General features: G+C 56.5%; 13 protein-coding genes. 4 read left to right on the forward strand and 9 right to left on the reverse strand.

Going from position 1 to position 19,282, the window contains the following annotated elements; genetic code table 11:
• Positions 1-32 precede the first annotated feature (32 nt).
• The gene (locus B3075_RS02785; RefSeq protein WP_094136670.1) at positions 33-818 is read right to left on the reverse strand and encodes a PP2C family protein-serine/threonine phosphatase; all 786 of its coding nucleotides are present in this window, start codon (positions 816-818) and stop codon (positions 33-35) included.
• A 16-nt stretch (positions 819-834) separates the two neighbouring features.
• Positions 835-2,316 (reverse strand): lysine--tRNA ligase, encoded by a 1,482-nt coding sequence (gene lysS / locus B3075_RS02790; protein WP_290489353.1) that lies wholly within the window; start codon positions 2,314-2,316, stop codon positions 835-837.
• Between the two features lie 308 nt (positions 2,317-2,624).
• Here lysS and nifJ point away from each other — a divergent pair, with 308 nt between their 5' ends.
• Entirely contained in the window at positions 2,625-6,203 is a 3,579-nt protein-coding gene (gene nifJ / locus B3075_RS02795) for a pyruvate:ferredoxin (flavodoxin) oxidoreductase (protein WP_290489351.1), read from the forward strand.
• A 431-nt stretch (positions 6,204-6,634) separates the two neighbouring features.
• Here the strand turns inward: nifJ and B3075_RS02800 are convergent, their stop codons facing one another.
• A complete protein-coding gene (locus tag B3075_RS02800) occupies positions 6,635-7,072 on the reverse strand; it encodes a cupin domain-containing protein (protein WP_290489349.1) in 438 nt (145 codons plus the stop codon).
• A gap of 124 nt (positions 7,073-7,196) precedes the next feature.
• On the opposite strand from B3075_RS02800, the gene B3075_RS02805 reads away from it, so the two are divergent.
• Positions 7,197-7,517 (forward strand): winged helix-turn-helix transcriptional regulator, encoded by a 321-nt coding sequence (locus B3075_RS02805; RefSeq protein WP_094136664.1) that lies wholly within the window; start codon positions 7,197-7,199, stop codon positions 7,515-7,517.
• Positions 7,518-7,595: 78 nt separating this feature from the next.
• Here the strand turns inward: B3075_RS02805 and B3075_RS02810 are convergent, their stop codons facing one another.
• From B3075_RS02810 to B3075_RS02820, 3 genes are read right to left on the reverse strand one after another with little or no spacing between them, the layout of a single operon-like run.
• A complete protein-coding gene (locus B3075_RS02810) occupies positions 7,596-9,728 on the reverse strand; it encodes a glycoside hydrolase domain-containing protein (RefSeq protein ID WP_290489346.1) in 2,133 nt (710 codons plus the stop codon).
• A gap of 53 nt (positions 9,729-9,781) precedes the next feature.
• Positions 9,782-10,549, reverse strand: a complete 768-nt coding sequence (gene hisF, locus B3075_RS02815) for an imidazole glycerol phosphate synthase subunit HisF (RefSeq protein ID WP_094136662.1) — start codon at positions 10,547-10,549, stop codon at positions 9,782-9,784.
• Positions 10,513-10,848, reverse strand: coding sequence for a hypothetical protein (locus B3075_RS02820; protein WP_290489344.1), 336 nt, complete (start codon positions 10,846-10,848; stop codon positions 10,513-10,515). Before B3075_RS02820 ends, hisF begins: the two co-directional genes overlap by 37 nt.
• 8 nt (positions 10,849-10,856) lie before the next feature.
• On the opposite strand from B3075_RS02820, the gene B3075_RS02825 reads away from it, so the two are divergent.
• Positions 10,857-12,605 (forward strand): TrkH family potassium uptake protein, encoded by a 1,749-nt coding sequence (locus B3075_RS02825; RefSeq protein ID WP_290489342.1) that lies wholly within the window; start codon positions 10,857-10,859, stop codon positions 12,603-12,605.
• A gap of 10 nt (positions 12,606-12,615) precedes the next feature.
• Entirely contained in the window at positions 12,616-13,320 is a 705-nt protein-coding gene (locus tag B3075_RS02830) for a potassium channel family protein (RefSeq protein WP_094136660.1), read from the forward strand.
• Between the two features lie 89 nt (positions 13,321-13,409).
• Here the strand turns inward: B3075_RS02830 and hrpA are convergent, their stop codons facing one another.
• The 3 genes from hrpA to B3075_RS02845 form a co-directional block, all read right to left on the reverse strand.
• The gene (hrpA, locus tag B3075_RS02835; RefSeq protein WP_290489340.1) at positions 13,410-17,105 is read right to left on the reverse strand and encodes an ATP-dependent RNA helicase HrpA; all 3,696 of its coding nucleotides are present in this window, start codon (positions 17,103-17,105) and stop codon (positions 13,410-13,412) included.
• 67 nt (positions 17,106-17,172) lie between these two features.
• Positions 17,173-17,655 (reverse strand): acetolactate synthase small subunit, encoded by a 483-nt coding sequence (ilvN, locus tag B3075_RS02840; RefSeq protein ID WP_094136658.1) that lies wholly within the window; start codon positions 17,653-17,655, stop codon positions 17,173-17,175.
• 121 nt (positions 17,656-17,776) lie between these two features.
• Entirely contained in the window at positions 17,777-19,279 is a 1,503-nt protein-coding gene (locus tag B3075_RS02845; protein WP_290492016.1) for a trypsin-like peptidase domain-containing protein, read from the reverse strand.
• Positions 19,280-19,282: the final 3 nt, after the last annotated feature.

Raw genomic sequence — 19,282 nt, forward strand, 5'->3', positions numbered from 1 at the left:
CATGCTCCCGCATTTCCTTTGCCGGAATCAGCTTATTTCGCGCCCGCACAGGGTTTTCGCATGACAGCGGCCCAGACGGAGGCATTATCCTGCTGGGGCTCCAGCATATCTTTCACCTGTTCCATGATAGTTTCCACCAGCTCCCGGCTGGAACAATCCCTGGCCTTTTGAAGAGCCAGGAAAGAAGGTTCTCTCAACAGCTCGCTCCAAACCTGCAGGCCATCCGAACAGGCCAGCACCGCATCTCCCGGATGCAGAAGCAGGGGCATGGCGCTGATATCCACCAGTTCCATGGGGCCGCCCATGACGGCGGAACGGAGAACGGAACGCTGCCGAAGCGCGCCTTGAAGGGACATTTTCCCTTTCCGGTAAAGGCAATCCGCAATCGGTCTCATGGAATGGTCTTCATTCAGGCGGTCCATGCGGAAACTGTCTGCCCCGCTCCATAAATAAAGGGGGGAGTCCCCCACACTGATCCACCACAGGAAATGGTCGCGGATGAAGACGGCCAGCAACGTGGTCCCGGATTCCTCCGGTTCCTTCTGAATGGCGGCCAACGCCCTGTTGGCCGCATGCAGAGCAGCCGTTAAACGTTCCGGGATATCCTCTATGCCGCTTTCCGCAAATACTGCGGCAAATTCCTGCGCTACCACACAGGAGGCGCGATCCCCGCGAAGATGCCCTCCCATGCCGTCGCACACAATGCCCAGCGTCCCGCCGGCTGCGGGAAGACTTTTAACCACGTCTTCCTGTTCGCGGCGTTTGCCGATCCATTGGGCGGAAGCGCAATCCAGAATATCCAGGGTGCTGGAAGCCATGCAACGGTGGTTTGGATTAACTGTCCTTACGTTTCAGCTGCGGGAAGAGCAACACGTCGCGGATGGAGGAAGCCCCCGTCAGCATCATGACGACGCGGTCGATACCGATGCCGATGCCGCCTGCGGAGGGCATTCCGTATTCCAGCGTTTCAATGAAATCATAGTCCACACGCTGGGTCTCCCCGGCAGCCTGGTGCTCCAGGCGTTCCTTTTGCACGTCAGGATCGTTCAATTCCGAATAGCCGGGGGAAATTTCCTGCCCGTTGATCACCAGTTCATAAACGTCCACCACATCCGGATTTTCCCGGTTCAGTTTGGCGAGGGGGACCAGATCCTTGGCCACGTGGGTAACGAAGCAGGGGTTCATGGTCTTTTCCTCCACCAGTTTTTCATAAACCTGCTGGGAAACGTCCACATCTTTCATATCCGGGCTGATTTCCACTCCCAGCTCTTCACAGCGGGCGCGGCGCGCTTCGGGGGAAATGTCAAACCAGTCTTCTCCCGCCACGCCGCGGATCAGGTCCTGATAGTCGGCGCGTTTCCAGGGACGGGTGAGGTCGATGGTGTAAAGCACGTTGCCCTCCGCGTCCTTGTGGTCAATCTGAAGGCCCCCGCAGAATTTTTCCGCCAGATGGCAGATGAGTTCCTCCACCATATTCGCCATGGTTTCAAAATCGCCGCAGGCGCAATAGGCTTCCAGCATGGTGAATTCCGGGTTGTGGCGGCGGTCAATGCCTTCATTGCGGAAGCTGCGGTTGAGTTCGAAAATTTTGGTGAAGCCGCCCACCATCAGACGCTTGAGGAAAAGCTCCGGGGCAATGCGCAATGTCAACGGCATATCCAGCGCGTTATGGTACGTTTCAAACGGCTTGGCGGCGGCGCCACCGGCCACATCCTGAAGCATGGGGGTCTCCACTTCCAGATACCCGCGTTCCTGGAGAAAGCGACGGATTTCCGCAATCATGAGGGAGCGCGTAACGAACAGGGAGGCGCTTTCCTCATTGGAAATAAGGTCCAGGTGGCGCTTGCGGTAGGTGACCTCCTTGTCCGCCAATCCGTGCCATTTGTCCGGCAGGGGGCGGAGGCTTTTGGAAAGAATGGTCAGTCCGGATACCTTCACGGTAGGTTCTCCGGTACGGGTCAGGAACGTGGTTCCCTTAATGCCGACCCAGTCCCCGCGATCCAGAAGCTTCCAAAGCTTCCAGGTAGTTTCATCCACCTCATTCTTATGCAGGAACCCCTGGATTTTCCCCCGTACGTCCCCAATGACGAAAAACTGGGACTTGCCCATGTCGCGAATAGCCAGAAGGCGGCCGGCGACGGCTACCTGTTTGTCTTCCTGGAAATCGGCTTTCAACCCGGCGGGAGTGGTGGTCACGTCAAATCTTGCGCCATAGGGATCAATTCCCAGCTCGCGGATTTTGGCGAGCTTGTCGCGGCGCACGGCAATAAGTTCGGATTCCGTCGTGGTCGGATGTGCCTGCTGTTGTTCGGACATAGTGCGGGGATTCTAAAGGCTTGCTTCCGTTTTGGCTAGCGCATTGTCAGGCAGAGGAGCATTTTTGACAGCCGGGGTTGATCCGGAACACGCCCCGGCCTTCCCGCCGCTCTTGCAAAAAGCCCGGACAGAACCACATAAAACACGATATTCAAAGGAATTGAAAAGAAACTGGTCTTATTATTAAAAAATGACCCGCAAAACCCCACATACGCATAATTGCTTTTACCTTTGGCATCAGACATGTTATAAATATCCTCGTTAAGACGCACCTTATTTATCAATCTTATAACTATCCGTGCAGACTTATGAGTGATCAGACAACCGTAACTTACAGCACGATTGACGCTAACGAAGCCGTAGCCTCCGTAGCCTATCGTTTTTCTGAAGTCATTGCCATTTACCCCATTACACCATCTTCTCCGATGGGCGAATCAGCTGAAAGCTGGGCCGCCGTCAACAAGAAGAACCTGTGGGGCACCGTTCCCTCCGTGGTGGAAATGCAGAGTGAAGGCGGCGCGGCAGGCACCGTTCACGGCGCCCTCCAGACCGGAGCGCTGGCAACCACGTTCACCGCATCCCAGGGGCTCCTGCTGATGATCCCGAACATGTTCAAAATCGCAGGGGAACTGACTCCCGCCGTGTTCCACGTGGCCGCCCGCTCCCTGGCCTACCAGGCCCTCTCCATCTTCGGCGACCACAGTGACGTGATGAGCGCCCGTTCCTGCGGATGGGCCATGCTGTGCGGCTCCTCCACCCAGGAAGCGGCGGACTTCGCCGTCATTTCCCACGCCGCCACGCTGGAATCCCGCATTCCTTTCATCAACTTCTTTGACGGTTTCCGCACGTCCCACGAAATCGGCAAGATTGCAAACATCACGGACGACACCCTGAACGGCATGATCAAGCAGGAATGGCTGGATTCCTTCCGGGAACGGGCCCTGACTCCCGATGCTCCCGTCCTGCGCGGCACTGCCCAAAACCCGGACGTTTACTTCCAGGGACGTGAAACGGTCAACCGTTTCTATGAAGCCACCCCGGCCATTGTCCAGAACGCCATGGACAGGTTCGCGGAACTTACCGGCCGTTCCTACCATCTGGTGGACTACACCGGCGCTCCGGACGCCGAACGCGTCATTATCCTGATGGGATCCGGCGCTGAAGCCGTGGAAGAAACGGTAGAAGCCATGATGACCCGGGAAAACGCCAAAGTGGGCGTGCTGAAGGTGCGCCTGTTCCGTCCCTTCCCCGCCGCCGAACTTGTCAAGGTGCTTCCCGCTACGGTCAGGAAAATTGCCGTGCTGGACCGCACTAAGGAACCCGGCTCCCAGGGAGAACCGCTCCACCAGGACATCATCCAGGCCCTCTTCGACGCCCAGGCCAACGGCACGCTGCCCTTCACCGACGGCATGCCCAAGGTGGTAGGCGGACGCTATGGCCTCTCCTCCAAGGAATTCACCCCCGCCATGGTCAAGGGCGTCTATGACAACCTGGCTCTGGACACTCCCAAGAACCATTTCACCATCGGCATCAACGACGACGTGCTGGGAACCAGCCTTCCGTATGATGAAGATTATTCCACGGAAGCGGACGACGTGACGCGGGCCATGTTCTTCGGCCTCGGGTCCGACGGCACCGTGGGCGCCAACAAGGACGCTATCAAGATCATCGGCCAGCATACGGACCTGTATGTGCAGGGCTACTTCGTATACGACTCCAAGAAATCAGGCTCCTCCACCATTTCCCACCTGCGCTTCGGCCCCCGTCCGATCAAGTCCACATACCTGATCACCAAGGCAAACTTCCTGGCTCTGCACCAGCCCTCCCTGCTGGATCTGTTCGATTTCCTGAAGAATGCCGCCAACGGCGCCACTTTCCTGATGAACAGCCCGCATCCTGCGGACAAGCTTTGGGACACGCTGCCCGCCCGCATGCAGCAGCAGATTCTGGACAAGAACATCAAGCTCTACACGATTGACGCCTTTGCCGTAGCGCGTAAGACAGGCATGGGCGGCCGCATCAACATGATCATGCAGACCTGCTTCTTCAAGCTGGCCAGCGTGATTCCCGCGGATGAAGCTATCGGCTACATCAAAAAGGCCATTGCCAAAACCTACGCCAAGAAGGGGCAGGATGTTGTTGACAAAAACATTGCCGCCGTGGACGCCACGCTGGAAAATCTGCATCAGGTGGACACAACCGGCAAGACTGTCAACGGACACGCCATTCCGTCCGCCATGTCCCCGGACGCTCCGGACTACGTCCAAAACATCCTCGGCAAGATGATGTGCGGCGAAGGCGACAGCATCCCGGTCAGCCAAATGCCTGTGGACGGCACGTTCCCGAACGGCACGTCCCAGTACGAAAAGCGCAATCTGGCCCTGGACCTGCCGGAATGGGATCCGACCCTTTGCATCCAGTGCGGCAAGTGCACCGCCGTTTGTCCGCACGCGGTCATCCGCAGCAAATTCTTCTCTCCTGACGCCCTTGCGAACGCTCCGGAAGGGTTTGAATGCCTGGATGCCAAGCATCCGGACTGGAAGGGAGAAAAATTCGTCATTCAGATTTCCCCGAACGACTGTACGGGCTGTACGCTCTGCGCGGACGTCTGCCCCGCCAAGAGCAAGACGGACCCGACGCACAAGGCCCTAACCATGGTTCCGGCCGGGAAGATTCACGACAAGGAAGAAGCCAACTGGAACTTCTTCCTGAGCCTTCCGGACGTGGACCGCACCAAGGTAAAGACGGATAACATCCGCTCCATGCAGGTGCTGCGCCCGCTGTTCGAATTCTCCGGCGCCTGCGCCGGCTGCGGTGAAACCCCGTATGTAAAAATGCTCTCCCAGCTCTTCGGCAACCGCCTGGTGGTAGCCAACGCTACGGGCTGCTCCTCCATTTACGGCGGCAACCTGCCCACCACCCCGTGGTCCCATGACTCCGAAGGACGCGGCCCCGCCTGGGCCAACTCCCTGTTTGAAGATAACGCCGAATTCGGTCTTGGCTTCCGCGTCTCCCTGGACAAGCAGATGGAACATGCCATTGAGCTTCTTCATGAAGCCGCCGGCGTCGTGGGCCAGGAACTGGTGGACCGGATACTGTCCAATCCGCAGAAGGATGAGGCGGACATCGCCCAGCAGCGTGAAAACATTGAAGAACTCAAGAAGAAAATCGCCGGCAAGCCGGAATGCGCTCGTCTCCTGACCCTTGCGGACAAACTCGTCCGCAAGAGCGTGTGGATTCTGGGCGGCGACGGCTGGGCCTACGACATCGGCTACGGCGGCCTGGACCACATCCTGGCCAGCGGACGGAATGTGAAGGTGCTGGTCATGGATACGGAAGTATACTCCAATACCGGCGGCCAGTGCTCCAAATCCACCCCGCGCGCCGCAGTAGCCAAATTCGCCACGACCGGCAAGCCCGGCGTGAAGAAGGATCTGGGGCTCATGGCCATGACTTACGGCAACGTGTACGTGGCCTCCGTCGCCCTCGGCGCCAAGGACGAACACACGCTGAAAGCCTTTGTGGAAGCGGAAGCCTATGACGGCCCGGCTCTCATCATCGCCTACTCCCACTGCATCTCCCACGGCATCAATATGGCCAAGGGCCTGCAGCAGCAGAAGGCATGGGTGGATTCCGGCCGGGTTCTGCTCTACCGCTATAATCCGGACCTGACCCGCCAGGGCAAGAATCCGCTGATTGTGGAAGGCAAGGGCCCGAAGGGCGATCTGCGTGATGTGCTGCTCAGCGAAAACCGCTTCAAGCTTCTGGCGAAGACCAATAAGGAAGGATTTGAAAAACTCCTTGAAGAAGCCCAGAAGGATGTCTGGCACCGCTGGAACCTGTACCAGAGCATTGCCGGCATGGGTGCCGACAAGCCCGCAGAATAAGGCAAAGGCCGCTTAACTTCAACGCCCCTGTCCGGTGTATCCGGCAGGGGCGTTTTTTACTGCCGGATATTTCATGGGAAACAAACCATGAATATTTGGGAAGGGCCGTTTTTCCACCATGAAGCCGTGCAAGCAGGCTTTCCGAGCCAGAGCCGCCTTCCCTGAAAACCGGAATTCAGTCTTTCCACCCCTGCAACACAGAATAAGAACGCCCTATTATAGGGCTCCATTTCCGAACGGAGGTTCTAAAGGTCTTCCAATACAGCCGCAGCCTCCGATGCCGGCTATGCCCAGGGCAAAGGCGAGCACTTCATGCGGCCAGGGAAATACCGGTTCCCTCGCGCCCTCCCACCAGAAAAGCGCGGCCCTTCTTTCCTGCGGGCCGCGCCAGCGGAGAAACCGGAAAAAGGCGTTAAAGCAGGAATGCCTCTTCAAGATTCCCGGAAATGGTGCACACCGGAGGAAGAGCATACCATTCCGGATGCCGTATCCGGAAAGTGGACCACATCGGGCGTCAGGCGGGTGCCCACATCCAGATAAACCAGCTTCTCCGTTGCGGATCCGTTGCGGATAACATGCGCTCCCTCCGGGCTGGCGGGGAATGCAATCGCATCCCCTTCTTTCAAACTTATTTCACCCTCAGGAGTACGCACAACGGCATGGCCCCTGATGATATAAAATACCTCTTCATTCACTTCATGGTAATGATAGCCATAGGCGTACGCCCCCGGCTCCACTTCCACGAAACTGGCCGCACATTTTCCGGCATCCGCTTCCTGAATGACGGGTTTTACCGCAAAGGAATTGCCGTTCCGGCTGATAACCTGAGGCTCCGCCTCCCTGTAATTGGCTGTGATGATCTTGTTCATGGCATTATCTGTTGATGCTTGCCGTAACGGCAGGCGCTTATTAAAATAGGCGGCAACATTCTTTCTGTAAAGTAGGCAGAAAATAGTGCCCTAGGTTCCTGAAAGAAACCATCTCTTAAAATAAATGACTTATCATATTTCATCATGTCCTGTTGAAACGACTCTCCAACTGATTTCCTCCCGCTGGAAAGTGCTCATCCTCCGTGATCTGCTCCAAGGCACCCGGCGGTTTGGAGAGCTCCGCAAGTCCGTTGGTCCTGTGACGCAGAAGGTCCTGACCGCGAACCTGCGTTCCATGGAAAAGGATGGTCTCCTTACGCGAAAGGTGTACGCTGAGGTGCCTCCGCGCGTGGAGTACACTCTTACGGAACTGGGACGAAGCCTGCGACCTATCCTGGCCTCCATGGAGGAATGGGGATCGCAATACCAAAGAAGAAACCGCTGATTCCCCCTGTCCGGCGTCTGAACCAAGCTCCCGGAAAGAGATGGAAATGCAGCGGTTTCTTTTTCCTCCGCGGAAAAGTCAGCGGGAAATTTCCGCCGTTTTACGGATAATTTCACGGGCTTTCCGCACATCATCCTCATGGGAATTCCCACGGCTTTTTTCCACGGTAAAGAGCCTGGAAAGCTCTTCATCCATGCGGGCTACGGCGGCTTTCGCCTTGGGATTTTTCGCGGCCCGGGCGCGCAGGATATTGACCTTTTCAAATTCTTCCAGGCCATCCCGCAGTTTTTCAAACCGCAGGGAACTGAGATTGCCGGGATAAACCAGGTAGCAGTCTCCCGCGGGCCAGTTACCAAAATCCGTTTTCTCAAACGGATTGCGGTTCCAGGAATTATAAGCCCATCTCAAAAAGCCGTCCAGATGATTGGCGGCCGCAAAGAGGGGAAGCCATTCCGCCTCCGCCAGCGGGGAAATAGTGAAGGTGTTGGGCTTTTTGGGATGAACACAGACGTAGAACGTCGTCTTTTTCCCTTCCTTCTTGCGCTGCGCCAGCAAATCGCCCGTGACCGTGCCTGCATGGTCAATAACGGGAGAGACGTCATAAACGTCCCGGGTCATGGCCGTAGGCCGGTTGACGGCGGAAACGATTTTGAATTCCGGGGCATACTTGTCCAGCACGTTCTTGGCCGCTTTGACCATTGCGTCCGGCCGTTCATCCAGTCCGATGCAGGTTTTGTCCAGCCATCCTTTGCTCTTGACGTGTTTGCGGAAATCCGTCAGGAAAGGCCCCCAGATAGCTTCGTAAGAGGGATCATTCGGTTTAAGGTCCAGAAACTTGTACTTTCCGGTCGCCTCATCCAGATAACGGATTTTCATGTTCCAGGGAATCATGGTGTAGCAGGATATCTGCCCCTTGACGCCCACCTCGTTCATCATGAAAGAAACCCACTTGTCAAAATTGGCGTAATTCCAGCGCATGGTTCCGTTTTTGCCTCTGACCCATTCAATCATGGGCGGGAACCAGTCATAAGTCTGGGCATTCCAGGCTTCATCAATCAGGGAGCATGTAATGGCCTTCTGCCCGGCGTCCGCCAGCCTCTTCATCACCGGTTTCATCAGCGCGAAATGCTCCGGAGACCACGGTTCCACATCATGCCAGCGGGCCACGGCCTGCGGATGCTGCCACAAGTCCAGATGAACTTGCCAATGGGCGGGAGCGGGCAGGGATTCCGGCGCCACCTCCAGAATTACCGGCACGCTGACGGGAGAGCCGCTTTCAGCGGAAACCACTATTTTTCCTTTGTACACGCCGGGTTTGGCAGACGGGGGTATATTGACTTCCACCCACACCGGACGCACGCCTCCGGCCTGCAGATCGCAGCTGTTTTCGCTGCCGATGATATCTGAAATCAGCCTGTTGCCGCCCCTGGTGTAGCGTATCATGGCCGTCCGGACAGGGATAACCTGTCCGGCAGCGTTTTTTACCCCGGCGCAGGAGGCCGATAACTGGGGCTGCGCCCGGGCAGACCAGACGGCAATCTGCCCGCCGGCGCGTTCGCCTCTCCAGCCGGAGAGACGCACGGCATCCTGAAGCATTTCCTGCCCGGGAGCGCCGTTGTAAGGAATACGGTCATAATCCTTCACCGCTGCAGCTTGCAGGCTCAGGGCGGCATCGGGGCCGTACCCTTTGATTTCCACCAGGTGCCCCCCCTTATCATTGCCGGCGCTATTGTCTAAAAAAGTGATTTTAACGTAACGGACCGTCTGCGGATTGAATTTGAAGGGAACGCCTTCCGAAGTGGCGGCAATGCTGTTGGAAGACTGATCCGCCAACATGTTCCAATTCTTCCCGTCTTCGGATCCTTCTATTTTATATTTGTAAATGCGCCCTCCCTCCCAATAGGGCCATACATGCAGGGCGGAAAGTGTGCGGGGTTTTCCCATATCTATCTGAAGCCAGACGGGAATGTCCTCGCAACCCCAGTATTTGCCGGCGTTATTCGCCTGCCCGTCCACGGCCAATTCCGGACGGTCACTGCCGTAATGACCGGAAGCGGTTACTTTGGCTCCGGCAAATAAATTACCCGCATCGCTTGGGGTTCCTGCGGAAACCAGGGCGGGTTCATACAGGGGATGCCTCTCCAGGGACTGGGCCTGGACAAAAGACGTTAAGGCAATGGCGGAGCACAGAGGGAAAAAAAGACGGCGCATACTTTATATATACGCCGGAATTCCCTTTTCTTTCAAAAGAAAAATCATCGCCGCTATTCCGCCAGAGGACGTACGGGTATCCCTTTGGAAGCAAAGTAAGCCTTGGCTTCCGGCACCGTATATTCCCCGAAGTGGAAAATGGAAGCCGCCAGCACGGCATCCGCCTTTCCTTCCACCAGCACATCCACCATGTGGTCCAAATTACCCGCTCCCCCGCTGGCGATTACCGGAATGCGCACCGCACTGCTTACGGCGCGGGTCAATTCAATATCATAACCTGTTTTGGCCCCGTCCGCGTCCATGCTGGTCAATAAGATTTCCCCGGCCCCGCGGCGTTCCGCCTCCACGGCCCATTCCACGGCATCCAGCCCCACGAACTTCCTTCCCCCATGGGTGGAAACGCCCCACTTGCCGGAAGTCTGGCGTTTGGCGTCAATAGCGACGACGATGCACTGGCTCCCGAAAGCCGCCGCACCTTCATTAATCAATTCCGGCCGATTGATAGCCGCCGTATTCAGGGAGACCTTGTCCGCACCCGCCAGAAGCATTTCGCGCATATCCTTCACGGAACGGATGCCGCCGCCCACCGTCAGCGGCATAAAACAGCATGCCGCCGTGCGGCGCACAACGTCCGCCATGGTGGCACGGCCATCGGAAGAAGCGGTAATATCCAGAAAAACAAGTTCGTCCGCCTGCTGGGCATCATACGCCCTGGCGCATTCTACCGGATCCCCGGCATCCCTCAGATTGATGAAATTGGTCCCCTTGACGACCCTGCCGTTCGTTACGTCCAGACACGGAATAATTCTTTTAGCCAGCACGGCCCTATCAAGCCATCACGGCCGCTAAAGGAAAAGCCTAAAATACGGCTTGCCGCGGGATGCCTTTTGATAAAAAATCTCTCCTTTTTGACCTGATGCCCTTTTCGGCAGCCCTGCCGCCCGTATACGCCAATAAGAAAAATTGATTGAAATTTATCAATCCCATTAACCCATTTTCCAGCGGCCCTGCCCCGCCGTGAAACAACGCAGCGCGGCATCCGCCCCTTCTCGCCCGCATGTATAAAACGGCCTAAGAGCTTTTCTTCCCATGCCCAGGTGGTAAACTCCGCATCAGGCATCTCCATCCATGACTACCACACGCTCGGGATTCACCAAACTTGCAGCCGTCTGCATTGCCATTCTTCTGGGGGCGGTGGTCTGGGAGCTGGGATGGCCCCTGACGCGAACGGAATATGAATGGTCACGCCTGATTGCAGCCGTCGCCACGCTGGGCCACCTGACGGGCATTCTGGGATCCTATTTCCGGAAGGAAATCAACCGCCCTTCCCTGAGGCTCCTGATTTTCCAAATCGCCAGCTGCCTCATGATTTTCCTCCTGATTGCCAGGGAACAACAGGAAGCGGGATACATGAGGTTCACGGAACTTTCCCGCCTGGTGATTACGGCCGGGCTGATTGCCATTCCCACGCTGATGTCCCTGACCAGGATTTTTGAATGGCTGGTGGGCAAGCAAAAGAGAGGCCGGCCTCTCATGGCCCCCGCCATGCAGTTTGTAACCTCCCTGGGTGTGGTCATTCTGGCAGGCGCCGGATTGCTTCTGCTGCCTAATTCCACATATCCGGGTATTACGCTCAGTTTTACGGATGCCCTGTTCACCAGCACCAGCGCAGTATGCGTCACCGGTCTGAACACCGTAGATTTTGCCCATACTTTCACCCCGCTGGGAGAACTGTTCACGCTTGCCCTTATCCAGATTGGCGGATTCGGCATCATGACGTTCGCCTACTTCGTAGCCATGGTGGCGGGCCAGGGTTTTTCCCTGAGGGACCGCGTGCTGCTGACGGATCTGCTTGATGAAGACAATCTGGGAGCCGTCGTCTCCTTTATCACCACTATTGTGGTCAGCACGCTGTTCATTGAACTGTGCGGCGCCGTCCTTCTTTATTTCTCCTGGGAAGGGAAGGACATCAACCTGATGGGGGAACCTTTGTGGTGGCATTCCCTGTTCCACTCCGTTTCCGCCTTCTGCAATGCGGGTTTTTCAACTTTCCCGATGAATTTGATGGAACCGGGCATACGCCTGTGCCACAGCGGGCAGGCGGTTATCATGGCGCTGATCATATGCGGCGGCCTGGGATTCGGCATTTACAAGGAAATCAATTCACGTCTGGCGAACCGCTTCTTTTCCAAACACCGCCGCCTGCACATGCAGTGGACCCCTTATTTCAAGCTGGTGATGATTTCCACGGGGATTCTTCTGGCGGGAGGCGCCCTGGCCATCTTCGCCGTTTCCTCTCCCCATGCCGCGGAACCGTTGTGGGAACACCTCTGGATTTGTCTTTTCGACAGCGTTACGGCCCGCACGGCGGGATTCAACATCAGTGATTACAGCCGCTATCTGCCCGCGGCCAGCCTCATTATGTGCGGTCTGATGGTGGTGGGAGGCAGCCCCGGCGGGACGGCAGGCGGCATGAGAACCACTACCTGCGCCATTGCGGGCGCGGAAATACTGCGCATCCTCCGCGGCAGGGATCATGTGGAATTTTTCCGCCGCCGCATTGACCAGCGCACCGTAGCGCGCTGCGTGATTACCGTAGTAGTCTCCTGTGCCTGGATTGGCTGTTTTACCGTCCTGATCTGCGCCCTGGAGCCCTCCATGAGCTCGCTGGATATCTTCTTTGAAAACTGCAGCGCTTTTGCTACGGTAGGCGTGTCGCGGGGCATCACCCCAGATTTAAGCGATCCTTCCAAATATCTTCTTATCATCAACATGCTCGCCGGCCGCGTGGGACTCTTCGCTTTTCTCATTGCGCTGGCCGGCGCCCCCACTCCGCGGCATTACCGCTATCCATCCGTCAAAATCCCGTTAACCTGAATATACCGTTATGAGATACACCGTTATCGGCCTGGGCCAGTTTGGACAGGAACTCTGCACAGAACTTTCCGCCCGCAATATTGAAGTAGTGGCTGTCGCCTCCACGGATGAAGAATTGGAGCAAATCAAGGATCTGGTGACCTATGCCGTGGTGACGGATTACACTAATCCGGCCGCTTTGCGTGAATTGGAACTGGACGACCAGTCCGCCGTCATCGTCGCCATCGGGGACAGTTTTGAAGAAAATCTCCTCGTCGTCACGCACCTTCAGAAAATGGGCGTCCGCTATATTTACGCCCGCGTCATGAGTCCGGTGCACGAACATATTTTAAGCCAGATGAATGTGTATGCGCTCATCAACCTGTCCCGCGTGGCTTCCAAGCAGCTTGCCAGCCAGCTGGAATCCCCGGAATTCCTGCGCGTGTCACCCATGGATGAAAACCACAGCATCGTGGAAATAGCCGTGCCGCGCATCTGGGTGGGCAAGCTCCTGCGGGATGTGGGTCTGCGCACGGAACACCACCTCAACCTGCTCACCATCCGCCGCGGGGAAGCCCAGACTCCGCAGGGCCGCCGGGAAATCCTGTCCATCCCGCGCATTCCCGTCATCGGCACTCCTTCCCCGGATCTCATTTTTGAAGACCACGACATTCTGGTCCTGTTCGGCAAGGAAACAAACCTGATTGAATTCGCCCAATTATCCAAGGGATTGTAAACCATTCTCCGCAAGTAAACTGGGGGGGGTACTCCTCCCCATTTCAGAAAAACGGCCAAGCTGCCTTACCAGTCAGCCGCCAGTCTGTTTTACTGGTTTGATAACGCCTCAAAAGAAGCTATCAGACGTTTTTCAGAGACGCGGCCTTTGACGGAAATGGCGGGAGCGAAAATGGCCAGGCGGTATTCTTCCAGCAAATAACCGTATTGCATCCAGCGCAGGTCTCCGGCATGTTCCTCCAAAACCTGACGCCAGGGAAAATAGACGCGTTCAAAGAGGTCCAGGCGTTCCAGCTCCCTGGCAAGGGGTTGCTGGCCGATGCGCCTGATGCGCTCCGCAATTCCCTGCATGTACCGTTTCAGGTCCGGCAAGCGTTCCGCTCCATGCGCCCACAGGAAACGGGGGCGCAATAACCAGTCAAGCTGGCGCCGAAGGTCAGCCGTGATGCGCTCCGTATGGCGCACGCCCTTTTGCAACGCCATAAAGTCTCTGACGGCATGTTCCGTACCTGCCACCAGTTCCCATATATCCGCCACGTTATGCGCCGCATCAAAAAGGTTTTGCCGCAGATTCATTTCCGCAGCAGCGAATTGTTCCGCCGTGCGCGGCAAAGGACGGCCCATAGCTGCCTCCGCGGCAACGTCCACGAGGTCTTCCGCATTGGTAGACGGTTCCCGTCCGAGCATCTGGAGAGAGAGCTTTCCTTCCATCTTCAACGGAAATTTTTTGCGGAGATGGTTAAGCTGGTCCGTCTGGCGCAAGCGCATGAAACGCAGGCATCCTTCCCGGTGGGATTCCGCAGCGCGCAGTTCATCCTCAAAAACACGGACGCCCACGGATGCGCCTTCATCCACCAGAGCCACATAACCCGGCCTTCCCGCCACATCCACCGTGTATTCCAAATCTCCGCAGAGCCATTCCCTCATGCCGGTTACGGACATGATATCCTCCGCTGTTTTCTGGAACCGGCGGGAAAGCTTTTTACCCAGGCGGTTATTCAGTTCCGCAACATCCGTGCCCATGGCAAGCTCTTCTCCTTCATCATCGCACACCCATATTTTCGTAACCAGCTCCGCAGGAAGACGGTTCATATCAAAAAAGGAGGGCGCGCAAAATTTTCCCGTTTCCACTTCCACAAATTCCGCCAGTTTCCCTGCCAGCGGTCCATCCGGTTCCAGGCCATGCCTCAGTTCCGCAAAGCAGGCTGCCTTTTGGCTGATGGGTTGGAGAAAGACGCGCAAATCCTTGGGAAGAGTGCGCAGCAGACATTCCGCCCGCTGGGCCAAATGGCCCGGAACCCCCCACTCCGGCAACCATTCGGGAATATCCGGCAACTGGTCAATGTGAACGCCCAGGGTCACGCCGTCATCTTCCGCGCCGGGATCGTTCTGGTAATACACGACGTATTCCGCGCCGTTACAGGTGATTTCATCCGGAAAACCATCCAGCAGATCTTTCCCCCAGAATTCGTACATGGCTTCCTGCGGCGGAACATGCAGAGCTTCCGGGTTTTTCTTTTCCACACCGGCGGCCCATCGCAAAAAGGCCCTGGCCGTACAGCAGTCCGACGGAACAAGCCTGTTAAAGAATTCAAAAACTCCTTCCTCGCACCAGACCTGGTCCGGGCGGCGCAATTTCAGTTCTATCTGCCGAACTTCCTCCCGGAGCGTTTCCAAATGCCTGATACAGGCGGGTTTCGCACGGAAACCGCCGCCCAACAGCCCTTCGCGTATCATGATTTCCCGCGCATGGACGGGATTGATACGGCCATAGTGCACACGCCTGTTATCAATGATGCGCAAGCCGCCGCACACGATGCGTTCCACGGCGTAAACGGCGCCCTGTTCCCTGTCCCACCGCGCTCCGGAATAGTGTGATTCGCACAGATGGGGCGCTACCTGTTCCACCCATTCCGGTTCCAAAACGGAGGCGCGGCGCATCCACAGGCGCGTGGTGTCCACCAGCTCCACGCCCATGACCCACTCACTCCTTTTTTTACGACGGAACAGAGCAGAACCGGGAAAAATGCCGAAGGAACGCCCTCCGGCGCCGCGATATTCCCGGTTGTCTGCATCCCAAAGGCCGAACTGGCGCGGAACGCCCGCCAGAATGCTCCGGTGAATCATGGCAAAGGAAGCCTGCCGCTCCGCTTCCTCTTCCAAAGGGGAAATCTTGCATTTCAGGGTTTCCCTGACCAGCCTGGAAAGGTCTTCCCATAAATTGAACCATTCCATCATGCGGTTGAAATTGAGGAAATTTTTCCCGCACCATTTCCGAAGCTGGTTTTTGCGCCAGCGCTTTCCTTCCCGGAATTGCCATGCCGCCTTCCACAACTTGAGCAGAGACAGGAAGTCGCTGTCTTCTTCCTTCCACTGAGCGTGGGCCTGGTCCGCTTTCTGAACGGCATCCGCAGGGCGTTCGCGGGGATCCATGACGCCCAGGCCGGCTACAATGACCAGCATTTCCGGCAGGGCCTGTTCATGCTGCGCTTCCAGCAGCATGCGGGCCAGCCGCGGGTCAATGGGCAACCGAGCCAACTTCCTGCCTACGGGCGTGAGCTGCCGGGCTTTGTCCAGGGCGCCGATCTCCCGCAAGGCGCGGTAACCTTCCGTCACCAGTTTGGATGAAGGAGGATCCGGAAGAGGAAACTCCGGCATTTCCGGCAACCCCAGGTCTTTCATCCGGAGAAGCGCTCCGGCCAGTGCGCTGCGCCTGATTTCCGGATCCGTAAATTCCGGCCTGTCTTCCCAGTCCTTCTCACTGTACAGGCGGATGCACACGCCTTCGCATACACGGCCGCAACGGCCGGCGCGCTGGCGGGCGCTGGCCCTGGAGACGGGTTCTATCTGAAGCCGCTGCACTTGGCGCGCCGGGCTATAGCGGCTGACGCGCGCCAGGCCGGAGTCAATCACATAAATGATGCCGGGGATTGTCAGGGACGTTTCCGCCACATTCGTAGCCAGCACAATGCGGCGGTATCCCCGCTCCGGATGAAAAATCCTTTGCTGGTCCGCCAGGCCCAGCCTGGCGAACAGAGGAAGAATGCGCGTATTCTTCAGATTCCGGCCTTCCAGTTTTTCCGCCACTTCACGTATTTCCCGTTCTCCGGGAAGGAAGACAAGCACATCCCCGCGGTCGTCCAGAGTATCCAGCCAATCCACGGCACGCGCCACATGAGCCGGGAGTTCCTCATCGTCATGCAGCGGCGGCAGATAGTGGAGATCCACCGGATAAGTGCGGCCTTCTACCTGAATAATAGGCGCGCCTCCGAAGAATTCGGAAAACCCTCCGGCATCCAGCGTCGCGGAACTAATGACCAGCCGCAAGTCCCTCCGCCTGCCCAGCAAAAGCCGCAGATACCCGAGCAGAAAATCAATGTTGAGGCTGCGTTCATGCGCCTCATCCAAAATCAGGGTATGATATTGGCGCAGATCCGGATCATGCTGCGTTTCCGCCAGAAGAATCCCATCCGTCATGAACTTCAGGCGCGTATCCGGCCCGGTTTTTTCCTCAAAGCGCACCTGGTAACCCACCAGACCTCCCAGGTCGCAGTTTAATTCTTCCGCCACTCGGCGGGAAACGGAAGCAGCAGCCAGTCTTCTGGGCTGGGTGCACCCTACTCTGCCCTGCGCCTCCCCGGCAAGCTCCATGGCCATTTTGGGAAGCTGAGTAGTCTTACCGGAGCCCGTCTCCCCCACTACGACAATGACCTGATGCTCCCGCATCGCCGCCAGAATGTCATTCCGGCGGCGGGAAATGGGGAGATCCGGATAAGTAATGTTCATGATAAAGAGAAGAAAAAACCCTGCAAGAACGTCCTGCAGGGTTGAAGAAGAAAGCCTGAAGGTTCTTTTACTGACAGGGTTTGGGGAGGGCGATGCGACCGCTCCGGGTCAGCATCTGCACATCATAATGCTCAATGAGGGACAGGAAACGGTCTATCTTGTGCTCGCCGCCTGTCACTTCAATGGTCAGGGCCTCCCGCGTGACATCCACAATGTGGGCGTCCAGTATCTGGCAGAACTCAATGACTTCATGCCGCGTGGCGGAATCCACGCCTATGCGGGTCAGTACCGTTTCCCGGTACACATTGTCCGTATTGCGGAAATCTACTACTTCCACCGTGTTGACCAGTTTTTCCAGATGTTTGATAATCTGGTCCAGAACATCCTCCTTTTCGCGTACGACGATGGTCATCCGTGAAAAGCGCGGGTCCTGGCTAGGGGCAACGTTCAACGAATGAATATTGTAGCCCCGTCCACTAAACAAACCGGCAATGCGGGCAAGCACGCCGAATTTGTTTTCAACAAGTACGGAGATAGTATGACGAGTCATAATTTAATTTCTTAAAGGTGATGCATTGTAAGCGCTTTTGACTGCCAGTCAAGCCTGCGGACGGCGATGCCGGAAAACGTTTTCCCGAACGGAGATTCCGGCGGGAACCGCTCAGGCCGGATCAAAGCTCGTGCGGTATAATGGCGTTGCCTTCTGTCGCCTCAGGGATGCGGGGAAGCAATGTTTTTTCAGAAACAGGGCGCGCATCCACTTTCACATTGAATTGCTGCCCGTCGCGGGAAACGGTCAGCAACGCCGGCCCTTCCCTAAGGGCTTTGACCAAAGCTTCCTTGGTGCTGACACTCTGGTGATTTACGGCAAAGACCATATCGCCGGCCTGCAATATCTGCCCTACGGATTTCTTCGGATTCACCTGAATGACCAGCAGTCCCCGGGCACCGATAGACTGCTCCTCCGCAGTCAGTTCACGCAAATGCATTCCCACTCCTTCCATGAAGTCTTCCCAAGGAGAAGGAACATTCTTTAAAATACTGTCTCCCACCTTCAGGGTGACGTTCATCTTTTGCCCCTTGCGCCAGATTTTCAGCCGGAACTTGTCGCCGATGGAAAGATTTTCAATGCGCTCCTTCACTTCCTCATCCGTCTGGATGGGAACTTCGTTGAAACTCAGTATTACGTCACCCGTTTGAAGACCTGCCTGCTCCGCCGGAGAGCCATGATTCACGATGTTGATGACCGCGCCTCCAGCCTCATGGTAATCCAGGAAGCTGCGAAGCGGAGGAGTATTGCGCACAATGTCCAGTCCCAGATACCCTTTCATGGGTCGTCCATGCTTGCAAATCTGCTCAAAGCTGTGCATCACCAGATTGGAGGGAATGGCAAACCCAATGCCGGCGTAATTTTTCTCCACGTTGGGAAGCACCGATTTGTTGATGCCGATGACCTCCCCGCGGATGTTGATGAGGGGGCCGCCTGAATTCCCCGGAAAGATGCTGGCGTCCGTCTGGATCAAGTTAATGCCGGAATCCACCAACTTGCGTTCACGGGAGCTGATAATGCCGCGGGAAACCGTCGTGCCCAGCCCATAGGGATTGCCGCATGCCAGGACAATCATGCCGGGCGCAATTTCATCACTGTTGCCGAACGGAAGGGGGGTAAAGGTCATCGGGTTTTCCACCTGCAACACGGCAATGTCCAGTTCCGGGTCCACTCCCACCAGACGTACGGAAACGCTTTTCCCATTACTCAGCGTAACGCGCAGAGCATGCTTGTTCTGAATGACATGATAAGCGGTAATAATATGTCCTTCTTCAGTAACAATGACGCCGGAACCCAAACCATGAACCGTCAGCCTTTTTTCAATCATGGAATCACCGTCCTCGGAAGGCTGTGGAACGCTTGTCACGCCTGTAGTATCTATGCTGACCAATACCCGTTCCACCAACCGGGCAACGCGTGAATATTCCTCATTGAGCTGGTGCAAAACAGGAATATCCTCCTTCTTCAGTTCAGGCTGCTGGGCCAGGGTAAACACCTCCGACCGGAAGGAAACATTTTTCTCCGTAACACGGCTGTTCCATCTCCAATAGGCAACGGAGACCACGGTCATCATAACCGTCATCATGATGACAAGTAAAGCCCGTGTCCATATGGTCGATCTCATGGA

Source organism: Akkermansia sp. UBA7090 (assembly GCF_002493465.1).
Classification (GTDB): domain Bacteria; phylum Verrucomicrobiota; class Verrucomicrobiia; order Verrucomicrobiales; family Akkermansiaceae; genus Akkermansia; species Akkermansia muciniphila_A.

Coding starts and splice junctions, on each gene's coding strand:
- B3075_RS02785 (WP_094136670.1), bottom strand. CDS start 818: ATGGCTTCCAGCACCCTGGATATTCTGGATTGCGCTTCCGCCCAATGG.
- lysS (WP_290489353.1), bottom strand. CDS start 2,316: ATGTCCGAACAACAGCAGGCACATCCGACCACGACGGAATCCGAACTT.
- nifJ (WP_290489351.1), top strand. CDS start 2,625: ATGAGTGATCAGACAACCGTAACTTACAGCACGATTGACGCTAACGAA.
- B3075_RS02800 (WP_290489349.1), bottom strand. CDS start 7,072: ATGAACAAGATCATCACAGCCAATTACAGGGAGGCGGAGCCTCAGGTT.
- B3075_RS02805 (WP_094136664.1), top strand. CDS start 7,197: ATGACTTATCATATTTCATCATGTCCTGTTGAAACGACTCTCCAACTG.
- B3075_RS02810 (WP_290489346.1), bottom strand. CDS start 9,728: ATGCGCCGTCTTTTTTTCCCTCTGTGCTCCGCCATTGCCTTAACGTCT.
- B3075_RS02820 (WP_290489344.1), bottom strand. CDS start 10,848: ATGCCTGATGCGGAGTTTACCACCTGGGCATGGGAAGAAAAGCTCTTA.
- B3075_RS02825 (WP_290489342.1), top strand. CDS start 10,857: ATGACTACCACACGCTCGGGATTCACCAAACTTGCAGCCGTCTGCATT.
- B3075_RS02830 (WP_094136660.1), top strand. CDS start 12,616: ATGAGATACACCGTTATCGGCCTGGGCCAGTTTGGACAGGAACTCTGC.
- hrpA (WP_290489340.1), bottom strand. CDS start 17,105: ATGAACATTACTTATCCGGATCTCCCCATTTCCCGCCGCCGGAATGAC.
- ilvN (WP_094136658.1), bottom strand. CDS start 17,655: ATGACTCGTCATACTATCTCCGTACTTGTTGAAAACAAATTCGGCGTG.
- B3075_RS02845 (WP_290492016.1), bottom strand. CDS start 19,279: ATGAGATCGACCATATGGACACGGGCTTTACTTGTCATCATGATGACG.